At 36.7% G+C, this 17,555-nt stretch carries 19 protein-coding genes and 2 riboswitches; of the genes, 3 read left to right on the top strand and 16 right to left on the bottom strand.

What is annotated here, in order from left to right; all coding sequences use genetic code 11:
- Positions 1–36: 36 nt before the first annotated feature.
- Entirely contained in the window at positions 37–1,827 is a 1,791-nt protein-coding gene (gene pepF / locus MKX78_RS12690; RefSeq protein ID WP_307318503.1) for an oligoendopeptidase F, read from the bottom strand.
- Between the two features lie 130 nt (positions 1,828–1,957).
- Between pepF and MKX78_RS12695 the strand changes: the two genes are divergently transcribed.
- Positions 1,958–2,740 carry a hypothetical protein gene (locus MKX78_RS12695; protein ID WP_341051190.1) on the top strand — a complete coding sequence of 261 codons (783 nt, stop codon included), beginning with the start codon at positions 1,958–1,960 and terminating at the stop codon, positions 2,738–2,740.
- A gap of 353 nt (positions 2,741–3,093) precedes the next feature.
- On the opposite strand, the gene MKX78_RS12700 is transcribed toward MKX78_RS12695, so the two are convergent.
- The 5 genes from MKX78_RS12700 to thiW form a co-directional block, all read right to left on the bottom strand.
- On the bottom strand, positions 3,094–3,720 hold the full coding sequence (locus MKX78_RS12700; protein WP_095373199.1) for an FMN-dependent NADH-azoreductase: 627 nt from the start codon (positions 3,718–3,720) through the stop codon (positions 3,094–3,096).
- Positions 3,721–3,865: 145 nt separating this feature from the next.
- On the bottom strand, positions 3,866–4,474 hold the full coding sequence (gene thiE / locus MKX78_RS12705) for a thiamine phosphate synthase (RefSeq protein ID WP_341051192.1): 609 nt from the start codon (positions 4,472–4,474) through the stop codon (positions 3,866–3,868).
- Positions 4,474–5,283 (bottom strand): hydroxyethylthiazole kinase, encoded by an 810-nt coding sequence (gene thiM / locus MKX78_RS12710; protein ID WP_340975092.1) that lies wholly within the window; start codon positions 5,281–5,283, stop codon positions 4,474–4,476. The genes thiE and thiM overlap by 1 nt, the downstream gene beginning before the upstream one ends.
- Positions 5,283–6,089: a bifunctional hydroxymethylpyrimidine kinase/phosphomethylpyrimidine kinase gene (gene thiD / locus MKX78_RS12715; protein ID WP_307318492.1), complete on the bottom strand. Its 807-nt coding sequence runs from the start codon at positions 6,087–6,089 to the stop codon at positions 5,283–5,285. The genes thiM and thiD overlap by 1 nt, the downstream gene beginning before the upstream one ends.
- A complete protein-coding gene (gene thiW, locus MKX78_RS12720) occupies positions 6,058–6,579 on the bottom strand; it encodes an energy coupling factor transporter S component ThiW (protein ID WP_095373195.1) in 522 nt (173 codons plus the stop codon). The genes thiD and thiW overlap by 32 nt, the downstream gene beginning before the upstream one ends.
- Positions 6,580–6,650: 71 nt before the next feature.
- Positions 6,651–6,743: riboswitch (TPP riboswitch) on the bottom strand.
- A 43-nt stretch (positions 6,744–6,786) separates the two neighbouring features.
- Positions 6,787–6,894, bottom strand: a riboswitch (TPP riboswitch).
- Positions 6,895–7,020: 126 nt separating this feature from the next.
- On the opposite strand from thiW, the gene MKX78_RS12725 reads away from it, so the two are divergent.
- Complete coding sequence (locus MKX78_RS12725) at positions 7,021–7,527, top strand: shikimate kinase (RefSeq protein WP_307318488.1); 507 nt, start codon at positions 7,021–7,023, stop codon at positions 7,525–7,527.
- A gap of 49 nt (positions 7,528–7,576) precedes the next feature.
- Here the strand turns inward: MKX78_RS12725 and MKX78_RS12730 are convergent, their stop codons facing one another.
- The 8 genes from MKX78_RS12730 to MKX78_RS12765 form a co-directional block, all read right to left on the bottom strand.
- Positions 7,577–8,053, bottom strand: coding sequence for a hypothetical protein (locus MKX78_RS12730; protein ID WP_341051194.1), 477 nt, complete (start codon positions 8,051–8,053; stop codon positions 7,577–7,579).
- 128 nt (positions 8,054–8,181) lie between these two features.
- Positions 8,182–8,460: a hypothetical protein gene (locus MKX78_RS12735; protein ID WP_341051196.1), complete on the bottom strand. Its 279-nt coding sequence runs from the start codon at positions 8,458–8,460 to the stop codon at positions 8,182–8,184.
- Positions 8,461–8,658: 198 nt separating this feature from the next.
- Positions 8,659–9,567, bottom strand: coding sequence for a nuclease-related domain-containing protein (locus MKX78_RS12740; protein WP_341051198.1), 909 nt, complete (start codon positions 9,565–9,567; stop codon positions 8,659–8,661).
- 304 nt (positions 9,568–9,871) lie between these two features.
- Positions 9,872–10,972, bottom strand: coding sequence for a branched-chain amino acid aminotransferase (locus MKX78_RS12745; RefSeq protein WP_095373191.1), 1,101 nt, complete (start codon positions 10,970–10,972; stop codon positions 9,872–9,874).
- Positions 10,973–11,392: 420 nt separating this feature from the next.
- Positions 11,393–11,992 carry a response regulator transcription factor gene (locus tag MKX78_RS12750; protein ID WP_307318480.1) on the bottom strand — a complete coding sequence of 200 codons (600 nt, stop codon included), beginning with the start codon at positions 11,990–11,992 and terminating at the stop codon, positions 11,393–11,395.
- Entirely contained in the window at positions 11,989–13,125 is a 1,137-nt protein-coding gene (locus tag MKX78_RS12755; protein ID WP_307318477.1) for a sensor histidine kinase, read from the bottom strand. Before MKX78_RS12755 ends, MKX78_RS12750 begins: the two co-directional genes overlap by 4 nt.
- A gap of 89 nt (positions 13,126–13,214) precedes the next feature.
- The gene (locus MKX78_RS12760) at positions 13,215–14,225 is read right to left on the bottom strand and encodes a fatty acid desaturase (RefSeq protein ID WP_251161654.1); all 1,011 of its coding nucleotides are present in this window, start codon (positions 14,223–14,225) and stop codon (positions 13,215–13,217) included.
- A 123-nt stretch (positions 14,226–14,348) separates the two neighbouring features.
- On the bottom strand, positions 14,349–14,957 hold the full coding sequence (locus MKX78_RS12765) for a branched-chain amino acid aminotransferase (protein WP_341051201.1): 609 nt from the start codon (positions 14,955–14,957) through the stop codon (positions 14,349–14,351).
- Between the two features lie 247 nt (positions 14,958–15,204).
- Here MKX78_RS12765 and MKX78_RS12770 point away from each other — a divergent pair, with 247 nt between their 5' ends.
- A complete protein-coding gene (locus MKX78_RS12770) occupies positions 15,205–15,732 on the top strand; it encodes a ribonuclease H-like YkuK family protein (protein WP_289433836.1) in 528 nt (175 codons plus the stop codon).
- Between the two features lies 1 nt (position 15,733).
- On the opposite strand, the gene MKX78_RS12775 is transcribed toward MKX78_RS12770, so the two are convergent.
- Both MKX78_RS12775 and MKX78_RS12780 read right to left on the bottom strand, forming a co-directional pair.
- Positions 15,734–16,189 (bottom strand): CoxG family protein, encoded by a 456-nt coding sequence (locus MKX78_RS12775; RefSeq protein WP_307318471.1) that lies wholly within the window; start codon positions 16,187–16,189, stop codon positions 15,734–15,736.
- Between the two features lie 369 nt (positions 16,190–16,558).
- Positions 16,559–17,551, bottom strand: a complete 993-nt coding sequence (locus MKX78_RS12780) for an LLM class flavin-dependent oxidoreductase (protein ID WP_322909402.1) — start codon at positions 17,549–17,551, stop codon at positions 16,559–16,561.
- Positions 17,552–17,555 lie beyond the last annotated feature (4 nt).

Below are 17,555 nucleotides of genomic sequence, written 5' to 3' on the forward strand. Positions count from 1 at the left end.
AGACGAAAGGCAATATGCTTTCCGTCTTTTTTCTTTCTAGCTTAATCTTGCGAACTCTTCCACAAGCTCTTCAAACGTTTGTAACGCTTCGTCAATCGGTTTTGACGTCGTTAAATCCACGCCCGTATTTTTTAATAAGTCTAATGGAAATTCTGAACTTCCGCTTTTTAGAAACTCAAGATAAGTCTTTAATGTTTCCTCATCGCCATTATAAATCTTCGTTGCTAATTGAATGGCTGAAGCATAACCTGTCGCATATTTATATACGTAAAATGGTCGATAAAAATGCGGAATTCTTGACCAACCATATTTTACCTCTTCATCTAATACAAGGCTTTCCCCATGATAATCTTTAAATAGTTGTTCATAAATACCATTAAACACTTCTGTATTTAACGTTTTACCTTCTTCTGCTAATTGATGCGTTTTCCATTCAAATTCACTGAACATGACTTGTGTAAAGAATGTGCCTTTAAACTGATCAATAAAATGATTAAGTAAATGTCGTTTAATGTCTTCATTGTTTTCGTGATCAAGTAAATATTTTATTAAAAGTACCTCATTTACAGTTGATGCAACTTCAGCGACAAAAATACTGTAGCCTGCCGTAATTTGCGGCTGATGCTGGGCACTCCATTTACTATGAACACCGTGGCCACATTCATGCGCAAGTGTAAACATACTATCAAGATCATCACGATGATTTAAAAGTATATAAGGGTGTACACCATATACCCCCATATTATAAGCACCAGAGCGCTTTCCTTTCGTTTCTCTTACATCAATATAACGATGTTCTTTAAACGATTGCAATGTAGAAATATACTCTTCCCCTAGTGGCGCTAACGCTTTACACATCGTGGCAAATGCCTCTTCATATGGAATCTGCATATCGACATCTTTCACAAGCTGGGCACTTAAATCGTATTGTCTTAATTCATCTAACTGCAATAACTCTTTTCTTAATGCTGTATATTTGTGCATCGTTTGCAAATGGTCTCTTGTGGACTGAATAAGATTATGATAAACCTCTTTCGGAACATTATCACCAAATAATGCTTTTTCTAATGCAGAAGGATACTGCCTTATTCTTGTGGTTGTAACATTATTCTTGATCGCTGCTGATAAAGTCGAGCCGATTGTATTTTTAAGTTGTACATAAGGCTTATAATACGCTTTATACGCTTCTTTCCGCTTTTGTCGATCATCACTTTCAATTAATTTCGCATACATTCCTCGTGTAAGTTCTACTTTTTCACCATTATCATTTGTTACGAGACCAAACTCAATATCAGCATTATTAATCATATTATATGTATTTGATGGTGCAGAAAGTGATTCACCGAGTTGTGATAATAAACTTTCTTGCTCAGTTGAAAGCACATGCGCTTTATAACGAAACGATTCGAGTAAGTCTTCTTCAAAATATTGCAGCCCTTCTTCTTCTTTAATATAAGCTTTTAATGTCGCTTCATCTAAGCTAAGTAAAAACGGCATAAAGAAAGAAGTTGCACTACTTACTTTTACACTTAGTTGTTTCGATTGATCTAATAAACTTTGAGCACGACTATCCCTTGTATCAACATCAGATTGTAACATCGCATAAGCATATACTTTACCAAACAAATAAGATAAATCTTCCTGCTTCTTCAGAAATTGAAATAAACTTTGCCCATCGCTTATTTCCCCCTCGAACCCAGCTAACTCCTGCGCTAACGACTGAATGGATTCATAATCCTTTTGCCACTCAGACTCCTCACTATAAATATCAGTGATATTCCAAGTTTCTTCTACGGGAATCTCTTTTCGACTAGAATAGGTCGTCATAATTTTTAACACTCCTTAAATAGTTCATTTTTTTGCTCATATGCGTTATATTAACTAAATATATTCTATTTCGCCATTCTTAAACCTTTTTATAGTAATTAATAATGGAAAAAGGAAAGGAGATCCAATCATGGCTATTACATTACCTCATATCGAGGATGCGAATCAAACTAATTATCTCCCACCTCAAGGTGAGATTCAACCGTTTGAATCTGAAGAAGAATACGAAACTAAGTTAAAAGAATGGAAGCTGCCTGCCAGGAAAACGTTTTGGTTTAAACAAAAAACCCATCAACGCAAAGTAGAAATTGTCGGCTATCAAGCATACGGTGAAGAAGATGATCATTACACCATTGTAATCAAGTTCCAAGATGGAAAACTAAGTTGCATTCATCCGGCTTATTTAAAAGAAATGCAAGCAGGCAACTTTGGTAAAGAAGCTTTTGATACTGCTGGACAACCAAACACCGCACAAATAGAAGAAAAACAGGCCGACGAAAAAACAAAAGAGCAAGCGCCAACACCGCCGAAAATCACAGCTACAAAAACGAAAACAAAGAAAAAAGAAGCAGCTAAAAAAATCCAACTTCCTGAAGATAAGGTGGCTTTTTCAGCAATTGTGAAGCAATTTGCGCTAAGCTATAACCATTTCACTGAGGACCATGATGAAGTCATTGTGCTCGATGAGGTTGTCATTCATCAAGACGACCCTTTACCAATTGGACTAGCTTGGTGCAGTCACTCTAAAACATTAAAAAAACAAGAATTAGCTATCGGAGACAAACTTTCCTTTAATGGCAAAATCGTCAAAAAGAAATTACCAAAAACCCAAGACGATGTCGATGAAGAGCATAAAGTAGAAGAAACAGTACCTTATAAAATAAACAATCCTTCAAAAATTGAAAAACAATAGCAAACAGAGTGAGGCCATTCCTCACTCTGTTTTGTTCTACTTTAAGATAAGCAAGTAATCTCGTAACAGTTTGGGTACTGATTCGACAAATAGTTCCTCAGCAATCATTCATGCTTGTAGTTAAAAAACATATTTAATTGCGTATACGTTTTTATCTTACTAGCTTGTTTAAAATGTCTTCCTTTTTTGAACCCTAATCTCTTTACACATCATCGAGTTGTGTGATACTGGTCAAGTTTATTCAAGGTTTACACAAAGAATGAGCGACCGTGATTTCCTATATACAAGTTTTAGGACGTCCTTTAGACAAAAAAAGCACCTCTACAAAAATATAGAGATGCTTTCGTATCGAATTAGAATTGAGCAGCAGCTTTAGCTACGTTTTGTAATCCTTCTTCAATAATATCTTGTGTACGATCTGGGTATTGGTTATGTCCTTCAATCACTACTTCTGACGGAGAAGTAATGCCCCAAAGGCTGATAATTGTTTTTACTAAGTTAACTGCCATTTCGCCAGCAGCCATACCTTCTAGTGAATAATCAGAACCTCTAGCATTTAAAAGCATCACTTTCTTGTCGCCAGCAAATCCTACTGGACCTTCAGCAGTATATTTAAACATTTTACCTGCTTGAGCTAAGTAAGAAACATAGCTGATCAATGGAGCTGGTACAGTTGAATTCCAAAGTGGGAATGCGAAAACGATTTTATCAGCATCAAAGAACTGATTTAAATACTTCTCAACTAGCGCCGCACCCTTTTCTTCTGCAGCAGTTAATTCCAACCCTTGGTTCTTTTTAAAAGTACCATTGATTGCATCATTACCATAGTAAGGCATGTTTTCTTCAAAAAGATTCAATTCCGTAATATCATCTGATGGATTTGATTCTTTATATGATTGTAAAAATGCATGATACATTTTTACAGAAATTCCAGCTTCAACTGGACGATCACTTGCGTTTACAAATAGAACTTTTGCCATTATGTGAAGACCTCCGAATGTCGTAATAATTTATTCGAAATACACTAAAATGAAATATCTCGAACCAAAAGTAATTTTAGTATATTAATAGTATCTTGTCAATGGAATAAGTTCTCTTTAACTACACTTATGATATTTTTTAGGTCTAAAGGAATAATTGAAGTAAATCTCGAGCTGACTTTTCTGGATTTTTAGATTTACTAATTGCTGAGACAACAGAAACACCTGCTAACCCTCGATTTTTAAGCATTTTTATGTTTTCTAGTTGAATACCACCAATAGCGACAGCAGGAATATCAATCGCTGCAATGATTTCCTCGAGCATACCTGGTGCTAATAAATCAGCATCTGATTTAGAAATTGTCGGAAACACCGAACCTATTCCAACATAATTTGCTCCTTGTTCTTGAGCAAGTTTCGCTTCTTCCACATTGGATACAGAGATACCAACTACCATATCATCAGGAACAATCTTTCTAACGACGGCACATGGCAGATCATCTTGTCCAACATGCACACCTGCTGCACCTACCGCTAAAGCGATGTCTACTCTATCATTAATAATCAGTGGAATATCCAATGGTTTTAATATAGATTGTAATATTTTCGCCTTTTCATAAAAGAGTTGACCATCCGCTGTCTTCTCTCTTAATTGAACGATGGTCACACCACCTTTTACACCACTTCGAACAATATCATATAATTCATTGTTTGCTATTTTATCATCTGTGACTAAATATAAACGGTAATCCATTAGTTTTGCCTCACTCCATCTAGCCATATGGCTGCATTCATTGTACTAATCGTATCCATTAGCTTCACTCGAAATGAACCTAACCCTTCACCGGCATGTAAGCTCTTAGCTGCGATTTCCCCTGCTAGACTCATAGTAGCCATACCAATAACAGCCCCGTCAAACCAATTTTCTGAAACAGCAGCAGCAGTTGCTACTAATGAAGCTGTCATGCAGCCAGTTCCTGTTACCTTCGTCAAAAGATAATCTCCATTATCAATCACAACTAATTGCTTCCCATCTGTAATGACATCTTCTTTTCCACTAATAACAATGAGACAGTTTAGGACTTCAGCTGCCTCCTTTGCAAGTGCTTCAGGTGCTATTTCAATTGCCCCTGCATCAACACCACGCGTTTTTGTATTCTTACCAATAAGAGCAGAAACTTCAGAAGCATTGCCGCGAATAATGGACACTTTTATTGTGCTAATTAGCTCTTTTGCCTTATTTGTGCGATAAGTGGTTGCACCAACACCAACTGGATCAAATATTACTGGGGCCCCTTTTTGATTGGCAGTTTGTCCAGCTTTAATCATTGCCGCAAACATCGCATCATTAATAGTACCAAAATTAATTACGAGCCCATCTGCCATCATAGCCATTTCTTCTACTTCTAAGAGTTGGGTGGCCATAACAGGTGAACCGCCCATTGCTAGGGTCACATTTGCACAATCATTAATAGTTACTGTATTTGTTAAATGATGAATGAGTGGGGTATGTTCTTGTAACTGCTGAAAGACTCTCTCAACTGCTTCACTTGAAATCGCCATTATCTTTCCTCCATCTTTGCTTTGTTGTATAACTCATAAAAATGATTTGTCGGACCATGCCCATTACCGAGTGCTAGGCTATGCTCAATCGCTATGGAAATATAATTTTTCGCAGACTGTATGGCCTCAATAAGTTCTTCCCCTTTTGCTAACCCAGCAGCAATGGCAGATGATAGAGTACAACCTGTACCATGGGTGTTTTTTGTCTCTACTCTTCGACCATTAAACCAGTTGAAACTTTGTCCATCCCATAATAAGTCATTCGGTTCTCCTTCTAAATGTCCACCTTTTAATAAGACGGCTTTTGGCCCTAATTCATATAATTTTTTACAAGCTTGCTCCATATCATCAACCGTGCGAATTGTCATACCCGAAAGTACTTCAGCTTCAGGAATGTTTGGCGTAATTACAGTCGCAAGTGGTAACATTTTCGCTTTTAATGCTTCAATAGCTTGTTCCTTTAAAAGATGATGTCCACCTTTTGAAACCATAACAGGATCTAACACAATCACTTTTGGACTATAATGATTTAAACGGTCTGCGACGATTTTTACAGTCTCACTAGATGACAACATCCCGATTTTGACAGCATCAACTTGGATATCATCAAACACAGCTTCTATTTGGTCTTTTATAATATTGATTTCTATATCCTGTACCGAACGTACCTCTACTGTATTTTGAGCGGTAATCGCCGTAATGACGGACATGCCAAACACACCATTGGCGGAAAAAGTTTTAAGATCTGCTTGAATCCCAGCTCCTCCTCCTGAATCAGAACCTGCGATCGTTAATGCTGTTTTCATTGATGTAACCTCCAATAGCTTTATTCTTAATTAATACTCTTAATAAACCATATCCTAAAATTGCTCCAGTAAACGAGCTCACCATAAATGCTGGTAGGAATCCGAAAAGGGTTGCTTCTTGTCCTAAAAGTAATGTACTAATCGGATAAGTCGCTACTGCCCCTATCATTCCTGTTCCAACGACTTCACCTAGTGCTGAGAAGCCAATTTTTTTCGTTTTTTGATAAAGGAACCCTGCAAGTAATGCGCCAATCATACTCCCGGGGTAGGCAAAAACACTTCCAGTCCCCATCATATTTCTCAATGTAGATGAAAGAAACGCTTGACTAACGGCATACCATGGTCCAAGAAGTACAGCAGATAATACATTCGCCAAGTGCTGAATCGGAAAAATTTTCGCTATTCCAATCGGAATAAAAATGAGACTACTCGACACAGTAGTGATGGCTGCAATCGTTGCCGTCATCGTCATTTTTTGGATTTTATTCATAGACCTTTCCTCCTTTCGATAAAAATAAAAAAGCCGCTATTTTGAATAAGCGGCTTTGGTCATCATGATATGTATGACGTCACTCGCTTCCCTACGCTAGTATTAACTAGATCAGGTTCAAAGGGTTCATCTCAGCCAAGTATTTGGCACCCCTAGCATTTATTCATATATAAAAAAAATCCTCTACTTCCAAAAGGAAGCGAGGACGACTACATCGACACACTTCCCTCCACTGGTACAAACCAGATCAGGTTCAAAGGGTTTTGAACGGCATTCAATCTCAGCCTCTATGTGAAGGCACCCCCAGTGAAAACTTATAATATATGATGTCAATATAACATGAAATGATAGAAATGAAAATAAAAAACATTGGATAGAAACGATGTTGCGACATAAAACGTTATGATATGATATTTTATATAACATTCGGGAGGACAGTCTATGGAAGATAAGAGTATTGTACTTATTGGGTTTATGGGGGTCGGAAAGACATCCATAGGCACGGAATTAGCTAAGAAATTACAGTGGGGTTTAATCGACACGGATGAACGCATTGAACAACAGTTTGGGATGTCAACTTCAAAAATTTTCCTTGATCATGGTGAAGAAGTTTTTCGAAAAGCTGAAAGCGAATTGATTGAACAACTATCTGCCGAAGAAAAACAGATTCTTTCATTAGGCGGCGGCGCCTTTTTAAACAGTAAGAACCGCGAAATTTGTTTACAAAACAGTACCGTTGTCCTTATCGAGCTCTCATGGGAAAATTGGCTCGATCGATACCCATTGATTAAAGATACAAGACCGAAATTGAATGGTCTTTCTACTGACGAAATGTATCATCTCTACAAAGAAAGACAAGCTCATTATCAACCATATCATCTAAAAATCAATGTTGACGGGAAAACAGCTGAAGAAGCTGCTGAATTGATTGTTAGTGGGATAGGATAAAGCTTGTGATGATTATGGATATAGTTCATTAGAATATTTCTTTTACTATCTAAGTAATTCGCATTATCCTAAACGAATTTATGAAAGCCGGGCACTCCCTTGCTCGGCTTTCATTTGTGTTTGGTTCTAAATAAATTGCTGAATAACTCCCTTTTTGTGAGGCGGTTATCTCTGGTTTTCTTTCTGAGTGACTTGCTAAACCCTTTTGCGGGGCGCTCATTTCTGGTTTTCTTTCTGAGGGATTTGCTAAACTTTTTTGCAGGGGACTCATCTCTGAATCTCCTTTTGAGGGACTTGCTAATCCCTTTTGCGGGGCGCTCATCTCTGGTTTTCTTTCTGAGTGACTCGCTGAACCCTTTTGCGGGGCACTCATCTCTGGTTTTCTTTCTGAGTGACTTGCTAATCCCTTTTGCGGGGCGCTCATCTCTGGTTTTCTTTCTGAGTGACTCGCTAAACCCTTTTGCGGGGCGCTCATCTCTAATTCCCCTTCCGAGTGACTTGCTAACCCCTTTTGCGAGGCGCTCATCTCTAGTTTCTCTCCGAGGGACTTGCTAATCCCTTTTGCGAGGCGCTCATCTCTGGTTTTCTTTCTGAGGGACTTGCTAACCCCTTTTGCGGGGCGCTCTTCTCTGATTCCCCTTCCGAGTGACTTACTTATCCCTTTTGCGAGGCGCTCATCTCTGGTTTTCTTTCTGAGGGACACGCTAATCCCTTTTGCGGGGCGCTCTTCTCTGATTCCCCTTCCGAGTGACTTGCTAAACCCTTTTGCGGGGCGCTCTTCTCTGATTCCCCTTCCGAGTGACTTGCTAACCCCTTTTGTGGGGCGCTCTTCTCTGATTCCCCTTCCGAGTGACTTGCTAACCCCTTTTGCGGGGCGCTCTTCTCTGATTCCCCTTCCGAGTGACTTGCTAATCCCTTTTGCGAGGCGCTCATCTCTGATTCTCCTACTGAGTGACTTACTATCCCCTTTTTTTGTGATGTCATATAGATTTTTTGTGCACAAAGTCCTTTGTTCAACTTATAACTGCTTACTAGTAGATTGAACCCATCAGAATACATTTCAATCTATAAGATACTGTCACTTCTCTTCATTACTAAATAATTCAACTGTTTCTTCGGTTTTAAAACCCATTAATGATAATAAAAATAATTTCCACCACCATTAAGTGTATATTTCTCTTGTAAGAATCGTTGTATTGCGGAACTACTTATTGCTCCACCACACCAATCATAAATCGCCGTCTTTGTTACTTTTTCTGATGGAAAAAGAATAATAAAGTCATTGATTGCTTCACTTAATGCATCACAAGATGAAATGTTCCTCCTACATTTTGAGCAATGAAATTTGCGCAAACTCGCTCGCTTCATCTGCCCACCGCACTCACGACAAACCACTCCTTTTACCAAATCCTCCGTACAATATTCGATTTTTCTAGCGTAATTCTTTTCTTCTTTATGATGACTCAAAAAAGCATGAACAATTTTTGTATAAAATGGAGAGTGTTGAATGTCTATTTGATTTAGTTCTCTTAATAATCGTGGAATTTGCGGTGGAAGAATAACATTTTGTTTCTTTGTACGATCATATAACATAAACTCGGGATGAACAAAAACAAGTAGATAATCAAATGCAATGTTTAATTCGTGCTTAGTAAGGAATTGGTGTAGGAGGGTTTCATTTCTTTCGATTTGTAGGAGGGGATTTTTAATTTCCTTATTTGTTGGTGAATACCATTTAGTTTCCTGAACCATAAAATCACCACTATAATTTTTCACTTCGAAAGCAATGAGTTTGTGGGGAGTTACACAGAGTGCATCAATTTGAAAGGATGTATGATTTATTTCTAGCAATATATCATAGAGGATGGGGAATTTTGGTGAAAGTTGTTGCAAATCATCTCGCCATTTACTTTCTCCTTCATATCCTTTTTCTAACATTTTGAGATATTTTTCATTCTCAGGGGACAATTTTGATCTAAGATGGAGCACGCGTAATAATCGGAGTTGGTAAGAGGGATTGAGCGGTTTTAGGTCTGGCAAATTACTTCATCCTTTCTTTTTACTCTATTATAACGAATTTTCCGCATGAAAAAAATACCAATTTATTTAACTTCTCTCGGAAAGGACAACCTTGCTTGTTAAAAAGCGTAAAATCCTTTTGTGATTGTAGGGCTGAAGTAGCAAAATCAAACGATAATAATATATACAGTCATTCCATTTTCTCACTAAATCCATCACTTCGGTTTTATTCTTTTTAGTTTTTGTCCATTTTACAGAACCACATTTCTAGCCTAACCCTTTAAAAAACCACTTACCATCAATGGCAAGTGGTTTTTTTCTTCTATTAAATTGCTGTCGTAACAGCTTTTTCTTCGTCTACTTTCACAATCCAACCAAATTTATCTTCTACTTTTCCTTTTTGGATTCCTGTTAGCGTTTCGTAAAGTTTGCCGGCGATTTCACCTGTTTGTCCGCCACCAATGGTAAGTTTTTCGTTATTCCAGAATAGTTCTCCGACTGGTGAAATGACCGCTGCAGTACCCGTTCCGAATGCTTCTTCTAGCGTGCCATTTTTTTGCGCTTCATAGATCTCATCGATTGAGATACGACGCTCAGATAAAGGAATACCCCAGTCTTTAATGAGTTCAATAACAGAGTTTCTTGTAACGCCTTCTAAAATGCTTCCGTTCAATTCAGGTGTAACGACTTCACCGTTAATTTTAAAGAAAATATTCATGCTTCCTACTTCTTCAACATATTTATTTTCCTTGCCATCTAACCAAAGTACTTGTGAATATCCTTCCTGTTCTGCTACTTCTTGTGCTTTTAGGCTAGCAGCATAGTTTCCTCCTGTTTTGGCATTACCCGTTCCACCTTTGACTGCACGAACATATTCGCTTTGGACAGCGATTTTCACTGGGTTAATTCCTTCTTTATAATAGGCACCGACTGGTGACATGATAATAATAAATTTGTATTGATGTGATGGAGCAACGCCTAAATAAGGTTCTGTAGAAATAATAAATGGACGAATATATAGCGATGTTCCTTCTACATTTGGAACCCAATCACGATCAACTGCAATTAATTGTCTTAATGCTTGAACAGCAAGTTCTTCGTCAATTGGCGGAATACAGAGTCTGTTGTTCGATTTGTTCAGTCTCTCCATATTTTTATATGGTCTGAACATGAGCACTTCCTGATCTTCAGATAAATATGCCTTTAATCCTTCGAAAACACTTTGGCCATAATGAAATACCATTGCAGACGGGTCAATTTGTAATGGCTCATAAGGGACAATACGTCCATCATGCCACCCCTTGTCTGCATGATAGTCCATTACAAACATATGATCTGTAAAATTCCTACCGAAAATCAACTGATCAAATGCCGGTTTTTCTTTTTTGGTTGCACGTCTTTGGATTTCAAACTGATAATCATTCATTTCTACTCTACTCCCTGTCTAAGATCAATTTAAAGTGCCGTTAAACATCTTTACTCTTTTTCTTGTGGTATTATGCACCATTGTAAACGAAATACTTTGATGATTAAACTACTCCTTCGCAATTTATACGATATTAAGAATTTATTACTTTAATACATAAAATCAATATAACATTTCCTTAATAAAGTACATTGATTGTTTAAAATATTATGAACCCTATTTTTGGTATTGTCAACACAGTTTCTGAAACTTTTCTATTATTCTTACAAATTTATAATTTCCCTATAAATACAGGATTTTACTAGCTTTTTATTGAAATGATTTGCATGAAATATTATGCAAAAAAAGGTTTGGTTTTTTAGATAATTAGTCAAGAAATACAAAAAATACTCGTGACTTCCTGCTCGTCACGAGTATTCATTAATGAAACCAGCCTTTGTTTTTTGACTCTGTGATGGCTTCGATTCTGTTTGTTACTTCTAACTTCTCCAATATAGCTGATATATAATTACGAACTGTACCAACTTTAATCGTTAATATAGAGGCAATTTCTTTAGTGCTTTTTCCCTCTGCCATTAATTCAAGTACCGCTTTCTCACGTTCTGTTAAGGGATTTTCTTCTCGGTAGACATCATCCATCAGTTCCGGGGCAAAAATTCTTTTGCCTGCCATGACATTACGAATCGAATCAGCTAACTCTTCACTCGGGCTATCTTTTAATAAATAGCCCCGTACCCCTGCTTTTATCGCTCGTTGAAAATATCCAGATCTTGCAAAAGTGGTTAAAATAATGACCTTTATGCCACTGTTTTTAATTGCTTCAGCTGCTTCTAACCCTGTTTTTAAAGGCATTTCAATGTCCATAATACAAATATCGGGACTTAGTTCTTGCACTAATGTAACGGCCTCTTCTCCATTGGAGGCTTGACCAACGACTTGCATATCATCCTCAAGGTTCAGTAACGAACCGAGTGCGCCTAACATCATTCTTTGGTCTTCTGCAATGACAATTCGAATCATGCCAAATCTCCTCCTTCAACTTGTTTAACGACAAGTGGAACAATAATTGAAATTGTCGTACCCTCGTCACAACTGATGTCCAAATGGCCATTTACAAATTCTAATCTTTCTTTCATGCCATTAATCCCATTACCATAGCTTTTTTTCTCACTATTCGTAATGCCTATTCCATTATCCTTTACTGTAACGACTAATTCTTTATTTCGTTCTTCTATTGCTACCGAACATTTTGTCGCTCGACTATGTTTGACTACATTTGTAACCGCTTCTTTTAAGCACATACTAATAATATTTTCTATAAAAATGGAAGTGTAAGCTTCTTTTAATGGTTCATTGATTTCCATATCCATTTGCGCTGCTTGTAAAATTTCCTTTATACGAACGACTTCTTCCTGCAATCGTATTCCTCTCATTTGCGATACCATTTTCCGTACTTCATTCAATGCTGTACGGGCTGTTTGCTGAACATCTTTTAATTCAACTTTTGCTTGTTCTGGATCTTTTTGAATTAACTTTCTCGCCAGGTCACTCTTTAATCCTATTAGTGAGAGTTTTTGACCAAGTGTATCATGTAAGTCACGCGCAATTCTTTGACGTTCTTCTTGTTTAACAAGGTCGGCAATTCTTTGGTTCGCGTATTCTAATTGTTTCTCTAGCCTCTCTTGTTTTCTTTTATTATAGATATTAAAAGGCAACAATATCATACTCACTAAAATAATAATCACAAATGGAATTTGACTTAAAAACATGTCACTTTTAACAACGATATTGTAATTAATGGCTACAGTCGTTGAAACAATGTGAATGATATAAACAATAAAAAACGCCACTCTATTTCTTATATATCCATTATAATAAGCGATGAAAAAAGCAAAATACACATACTGATAAATAATTAACATGGTCATTGAAACTGCAATCAATAAAAGAGACCATATATAAACTGGCCATTTATTAGATATGAAGGCAAAACGAAAAGTGATAAAAAAGACGACCGTTAATATGATACCAACAATAATCTCCCAAGTCGTTGAAGATTGAAAGATAAAATAAAAAGGGAGAATCGTCAGGATAATCCATATGTATGGTGTCATCCCAGAGCTTTTTAATTTATATAAAAGTGGATATGACATTATAAACCTCCGCTTCAATGTAGAAATAGAAAACTCCTTTGTTTCTTTCATACAAAGGAGTTTCTTAACAGTATTATAGCAGATTATTATTAAGATACCGGTACTTTTCGGTATTGTTTTACTGCACGGTAGCCGACAAATATTTTCTTCTCTTCATCCCAAAGCTTAAAGCGAAGAGATTCTAGGCTTGTTGCTAGTGAAATGGTCGGTACATTTTGTAATTGCTCACTGTTAGTATGTGCTTTCTCTAATTCGTAATTTGGGACTCTTGGAGCTAGGTGGTGTACATGATGGTAACCAATATTTCCTGTCATCCATTGCAGTGGTTTTGGCAATTTGTAAAATGAACTGCCTTCAATTGCTGCACTCACATATTCCCACTCTTTATCTGGCTCAAAATAAGAATCTTCAAATGTATGCTGGACATAGAATAACCAAATACCAGCTGCACCAGAAATCAGGAAAATCGGGGTTTGCACAAGTAGGAATGCTTCCCAGCCGATGAGATAACACATGAAAGCATATAAAGCAACAATTCCTACATTGGTTAAATACGTATTTAATCTCTCCGGTAAACGAGCACCCTTTCGATTAAAACGATTTTTAAATAAAAATGTGTAAATCGGACCTAATCCAAACATAATGATTGGATTACGGTAAAGTCGATAACCAACCTTCGTTAAAAAAGAGGCATCCATATATTCTTTAACAGTCAATAACCATATATCTCCTGTCCCACGCTTGTCCAAGTTACTGCTTGTTGCATGATGAACGGAATGATCATGTGCCCAAGCGCTATATGGAAAAATCGTAATAATCCCAGCAATCGTTCCCACAATTTTATTCGCTTTGCGGCTTTTAAAGAATGAATTGTGACAGCAATCATGAAAGATGATAAATATACGTATTAAAAAGCCCGCCGCTAAAACAGATAAAGCTAATGTCAATAAATAATGAATGGAAAGTGAAAAATAAGCAAGTGTCCATAAACCAAAAAATGGTACAAGCGTATTGATTAATTGATATATACTTTTGTTACGATTCGCCTTTTCAAATGGCAGCATTTGTTTTCTCAATGTTTTCAAACGTTCTTTAGTCATATTGTAAGTTCCTTTCCTTCAATATAATTTAATAATAAAGACGTCTGAAAATACTGTGAAGACATAGGTGTCATCACGCAACCATGATAAATGTCATGTATCCATTAAGACCAACTACTAATATCAGCCTTCAAGCTCAATTATTAGGTCAAATAAAACTTTATATATAAGTGAAAAAGCTTCGCCTATCTTCATATCTTCGGAAAATCCTTCAATATAATCTAACGTAAAGTTAATTTCCCATAAGCCATCTTTTTGATTAAACATAGGGCTCAGTCGTGCTTCATCACTTGTGAAGATTGACATAAAATAGGCTTTAATTTCTTTTTCCTTTTTCTTAGGCTGCTTTAAACCAATCAAGCAATCATAAGTACGGAATAAATCATCTACTTCAAAAGAAAGTGATTCAACATTTAGTTGATCGAACCATACGGATTCAATATAGACGAATTCATTGATATGTTGCTTAAAATAAGTGATCGGCTGCTCAAAAAATTCACTGGCCGATTCTGTCCCAAGAAAGTTTTCTGTTTCTTTATCGCCTCTTTCAATATAACTATCAAAAAAGCGCTTTTTAGGGTCGAGGACATTTACCTCTTTTTCATCTATTATCTCCTGCTTTTTAGCGTAGTTTAATTCTTCAATAAATAGTAATTCCCCATTATCTTTTGCTTGTTTGATTCTTTCGACTAACTGTTCTTTAAACATTATTCGCACCTCTTTGTCTTTCATTGCAAGTTTTTCTCCTTTACATTCTACACAACTCTCTATCATGCTTTCAACAATGGAAAATCAATATAGACGAACATCCACTATCAATGGACCCAATAAAGGCCATCTTAGCCTTTCAATCCGTTTAGCTTGCAGGATGGTCATAAAATTTATCTTAAAATCTTTACTTCTTTCATATGTATAAAATAGGCTGCAATTGATTCATGAAGGTTCGTGAATGCATAAACTATAAATTAAAAATGTGGTGATGACTTTGCAAATACTTCCTTTTCAAAATTTAAAAGAGAAAAACTTAACATTTGAAGATGTCTTTGAGCGCATTCTTCACTTCATGTACATCCAACCGAGAGGAAATTATAAACTGATTGTTGGAACAGACTCTCAAGTACATCCTGCCCATACTTTATTTATCACTGGTATAGTGATTCAAAATGCAGGAAAAGGAGCGTGGGCTTGTATTAGAAAATGTTCCGTCCCACGAAAGATGCTTCATCTACATGAAAGAATTTCTTTTGAAACTTCTTTAACTGAAGAGATTGTTGCATTATTTGATGAAGAGAAGAAAAACAAGATGATTGATATTGTCTTACCATTTATTTACCAAGGTGCAAGTTTTACGATGGAAGGCCATTTAGATATTGGTGCCGGCTCTCGTAATAAAACGAAGGAATATGTAGCTGAAATGGTCGCAAGAATGGAATCCATTGGTGTGGAAGCCAAAATAAAACCAGAGGCATATGTCGCCTCTAGTTATGCAAATAAATTCACAAAATAAATTACTGATGCAGTGAATACTGCTGTTCTGCTTTCTCTGCGACTGCATTCGTTAACTCAGTTGTAATTTCGGGAAGAGAGGTTTCTAAAATAGCATTCGCCATTTTTGCCATCATTCCCTCAGCTACAATCTCTAAAAAGCCCGTCATCACTACTTCTTTTTTAGAAGAATTTACACTCGAGAAAAAACCATTGCCCTTAAATTTCTCATTGATACCTGTTAAGTTAAATGTCACTTTATTAGGCGCCTGCCATCTAGTGATATCGACCTGTAGCTCTATCTTTTTTTTCATTAAACCGACATCTACTTTAAACACCCAGATGGAGCTTTTTTCATTTAATATTTCATGCCTTATATATCCAGGAACAAGTGGTGCCCAATGATTCATATCACTAACAAACTGCCATAGGTGGTCAATTGATACATTTACCTTTTTCTCATGATGAAAGCTTGCCATTATACCTCTCTCCTTCATTCTCGTCTTAGATGCTACTGCCTTATTTCTATTCAAGCAGTAAGGGAAACATGCTATCGAATTTATGATTAACGCATCGTAAACGAAAACAAATTAGAAACTTTAGAGGTAAAAGCTGCTTGCTTAAAATTGACATTGCTTCAATTTAATACAACCCATATACCTCTCATGTTTGCCCTTTTAAAGAGCGGAAAAAAAGAGAATAAATTCTTCTAGACATGAGCAATAAATATTTATTTATAGAGGAATAGCAACCAGCTTTCGTTTGACCATGACAAAAAAAGATAAGAGCTTCCCCCTATAAATATTGAAGAAATAATGAGTAGGTTGCTTCACATTCCCTTTATATCTCTAAAAAACTGGTTTGTTAATCATATCAGCCAATAATTTATATGACTTTAGACGATCTTCATAATCATGTGTTATTGTCACGATCATGACTTCATCTATGCCGTATTGGTTTGTAAGACTTAACAAGTCTCTCTTGACCTTTTCCGGATTACCAATAATCATTCTTTCTTTCATCTTAGCGACTTTTTCTTGTTTTGCAATGAAATAGGGATGCTTAATTGCTTCCTCTACTGAAGGTACTTCTTGCTTCTCTCCATCATCTGATTGGAGATGCCATAATAATACTGAGGTAGCTATTTCTTCAGCCTTTTCATCTGTTTCAGCACAAATAACAGAGACGGTTAACATCATATTTTGTTGTTCGCTCTTGCGCTTCTCTTTAAAAAGATCAATCGCTTCTTTTCCATTAGCATCACTCATAAATTGTCCAAAACAGTAATGTAACCCCTTTTCAGCTGCTAAACTAGCACTTTTATGGCTTGTTCCTAACATCCACACTTCAGGCTTAATTGGGGGGATGGGACTTGCCTTTACTTTACGAAAAAGATGGTCTTCTGGATGATGGTCATTTAAAAAAGCAAGTAGTGTATCAATAGACTGGGGCCACTCTTTGACAGCTTGCAAATAATTCCCTGCTAGTGCAATACTTGCTTCAGCAGATGCACCTGGTGCTCTTCCTATGCCGAGGTCTATACGTCCTGGAAAAAGTGTGCTTAACAAATGAAAGTTCTCTGCCACTTTAAAAGGTTTATAATTCGGTAGTAACAACGCACCCGAGCCAATCCTTATAGTTGACGTTTGTGATGCAATATAAGTCATCATAATTTCAGGAGAGGAACTAGCGAGCCCAGGCAAGTCATGATGCTCTGCAATCCAATAGCGGTAATAGCCTAATTCATCCGCTGTTTTTGCTAACTGCAGTGATGCCTCAAGTGCTTCTTTTGCTGTCTTGCCTTTTGCAATTGGTGATTGATCTAAAATACTCAGCTTCACATTA

It is taken from the genome of Cytobacillus sp. FSL R5-0569, assembly GCF_038007265.1.
Classification (GTDB): Bacteria; Bacillota; Bacilli; order Bacillales; family Cytobacillaceae; genus Cytobacillus; species Cytobacillus kochii.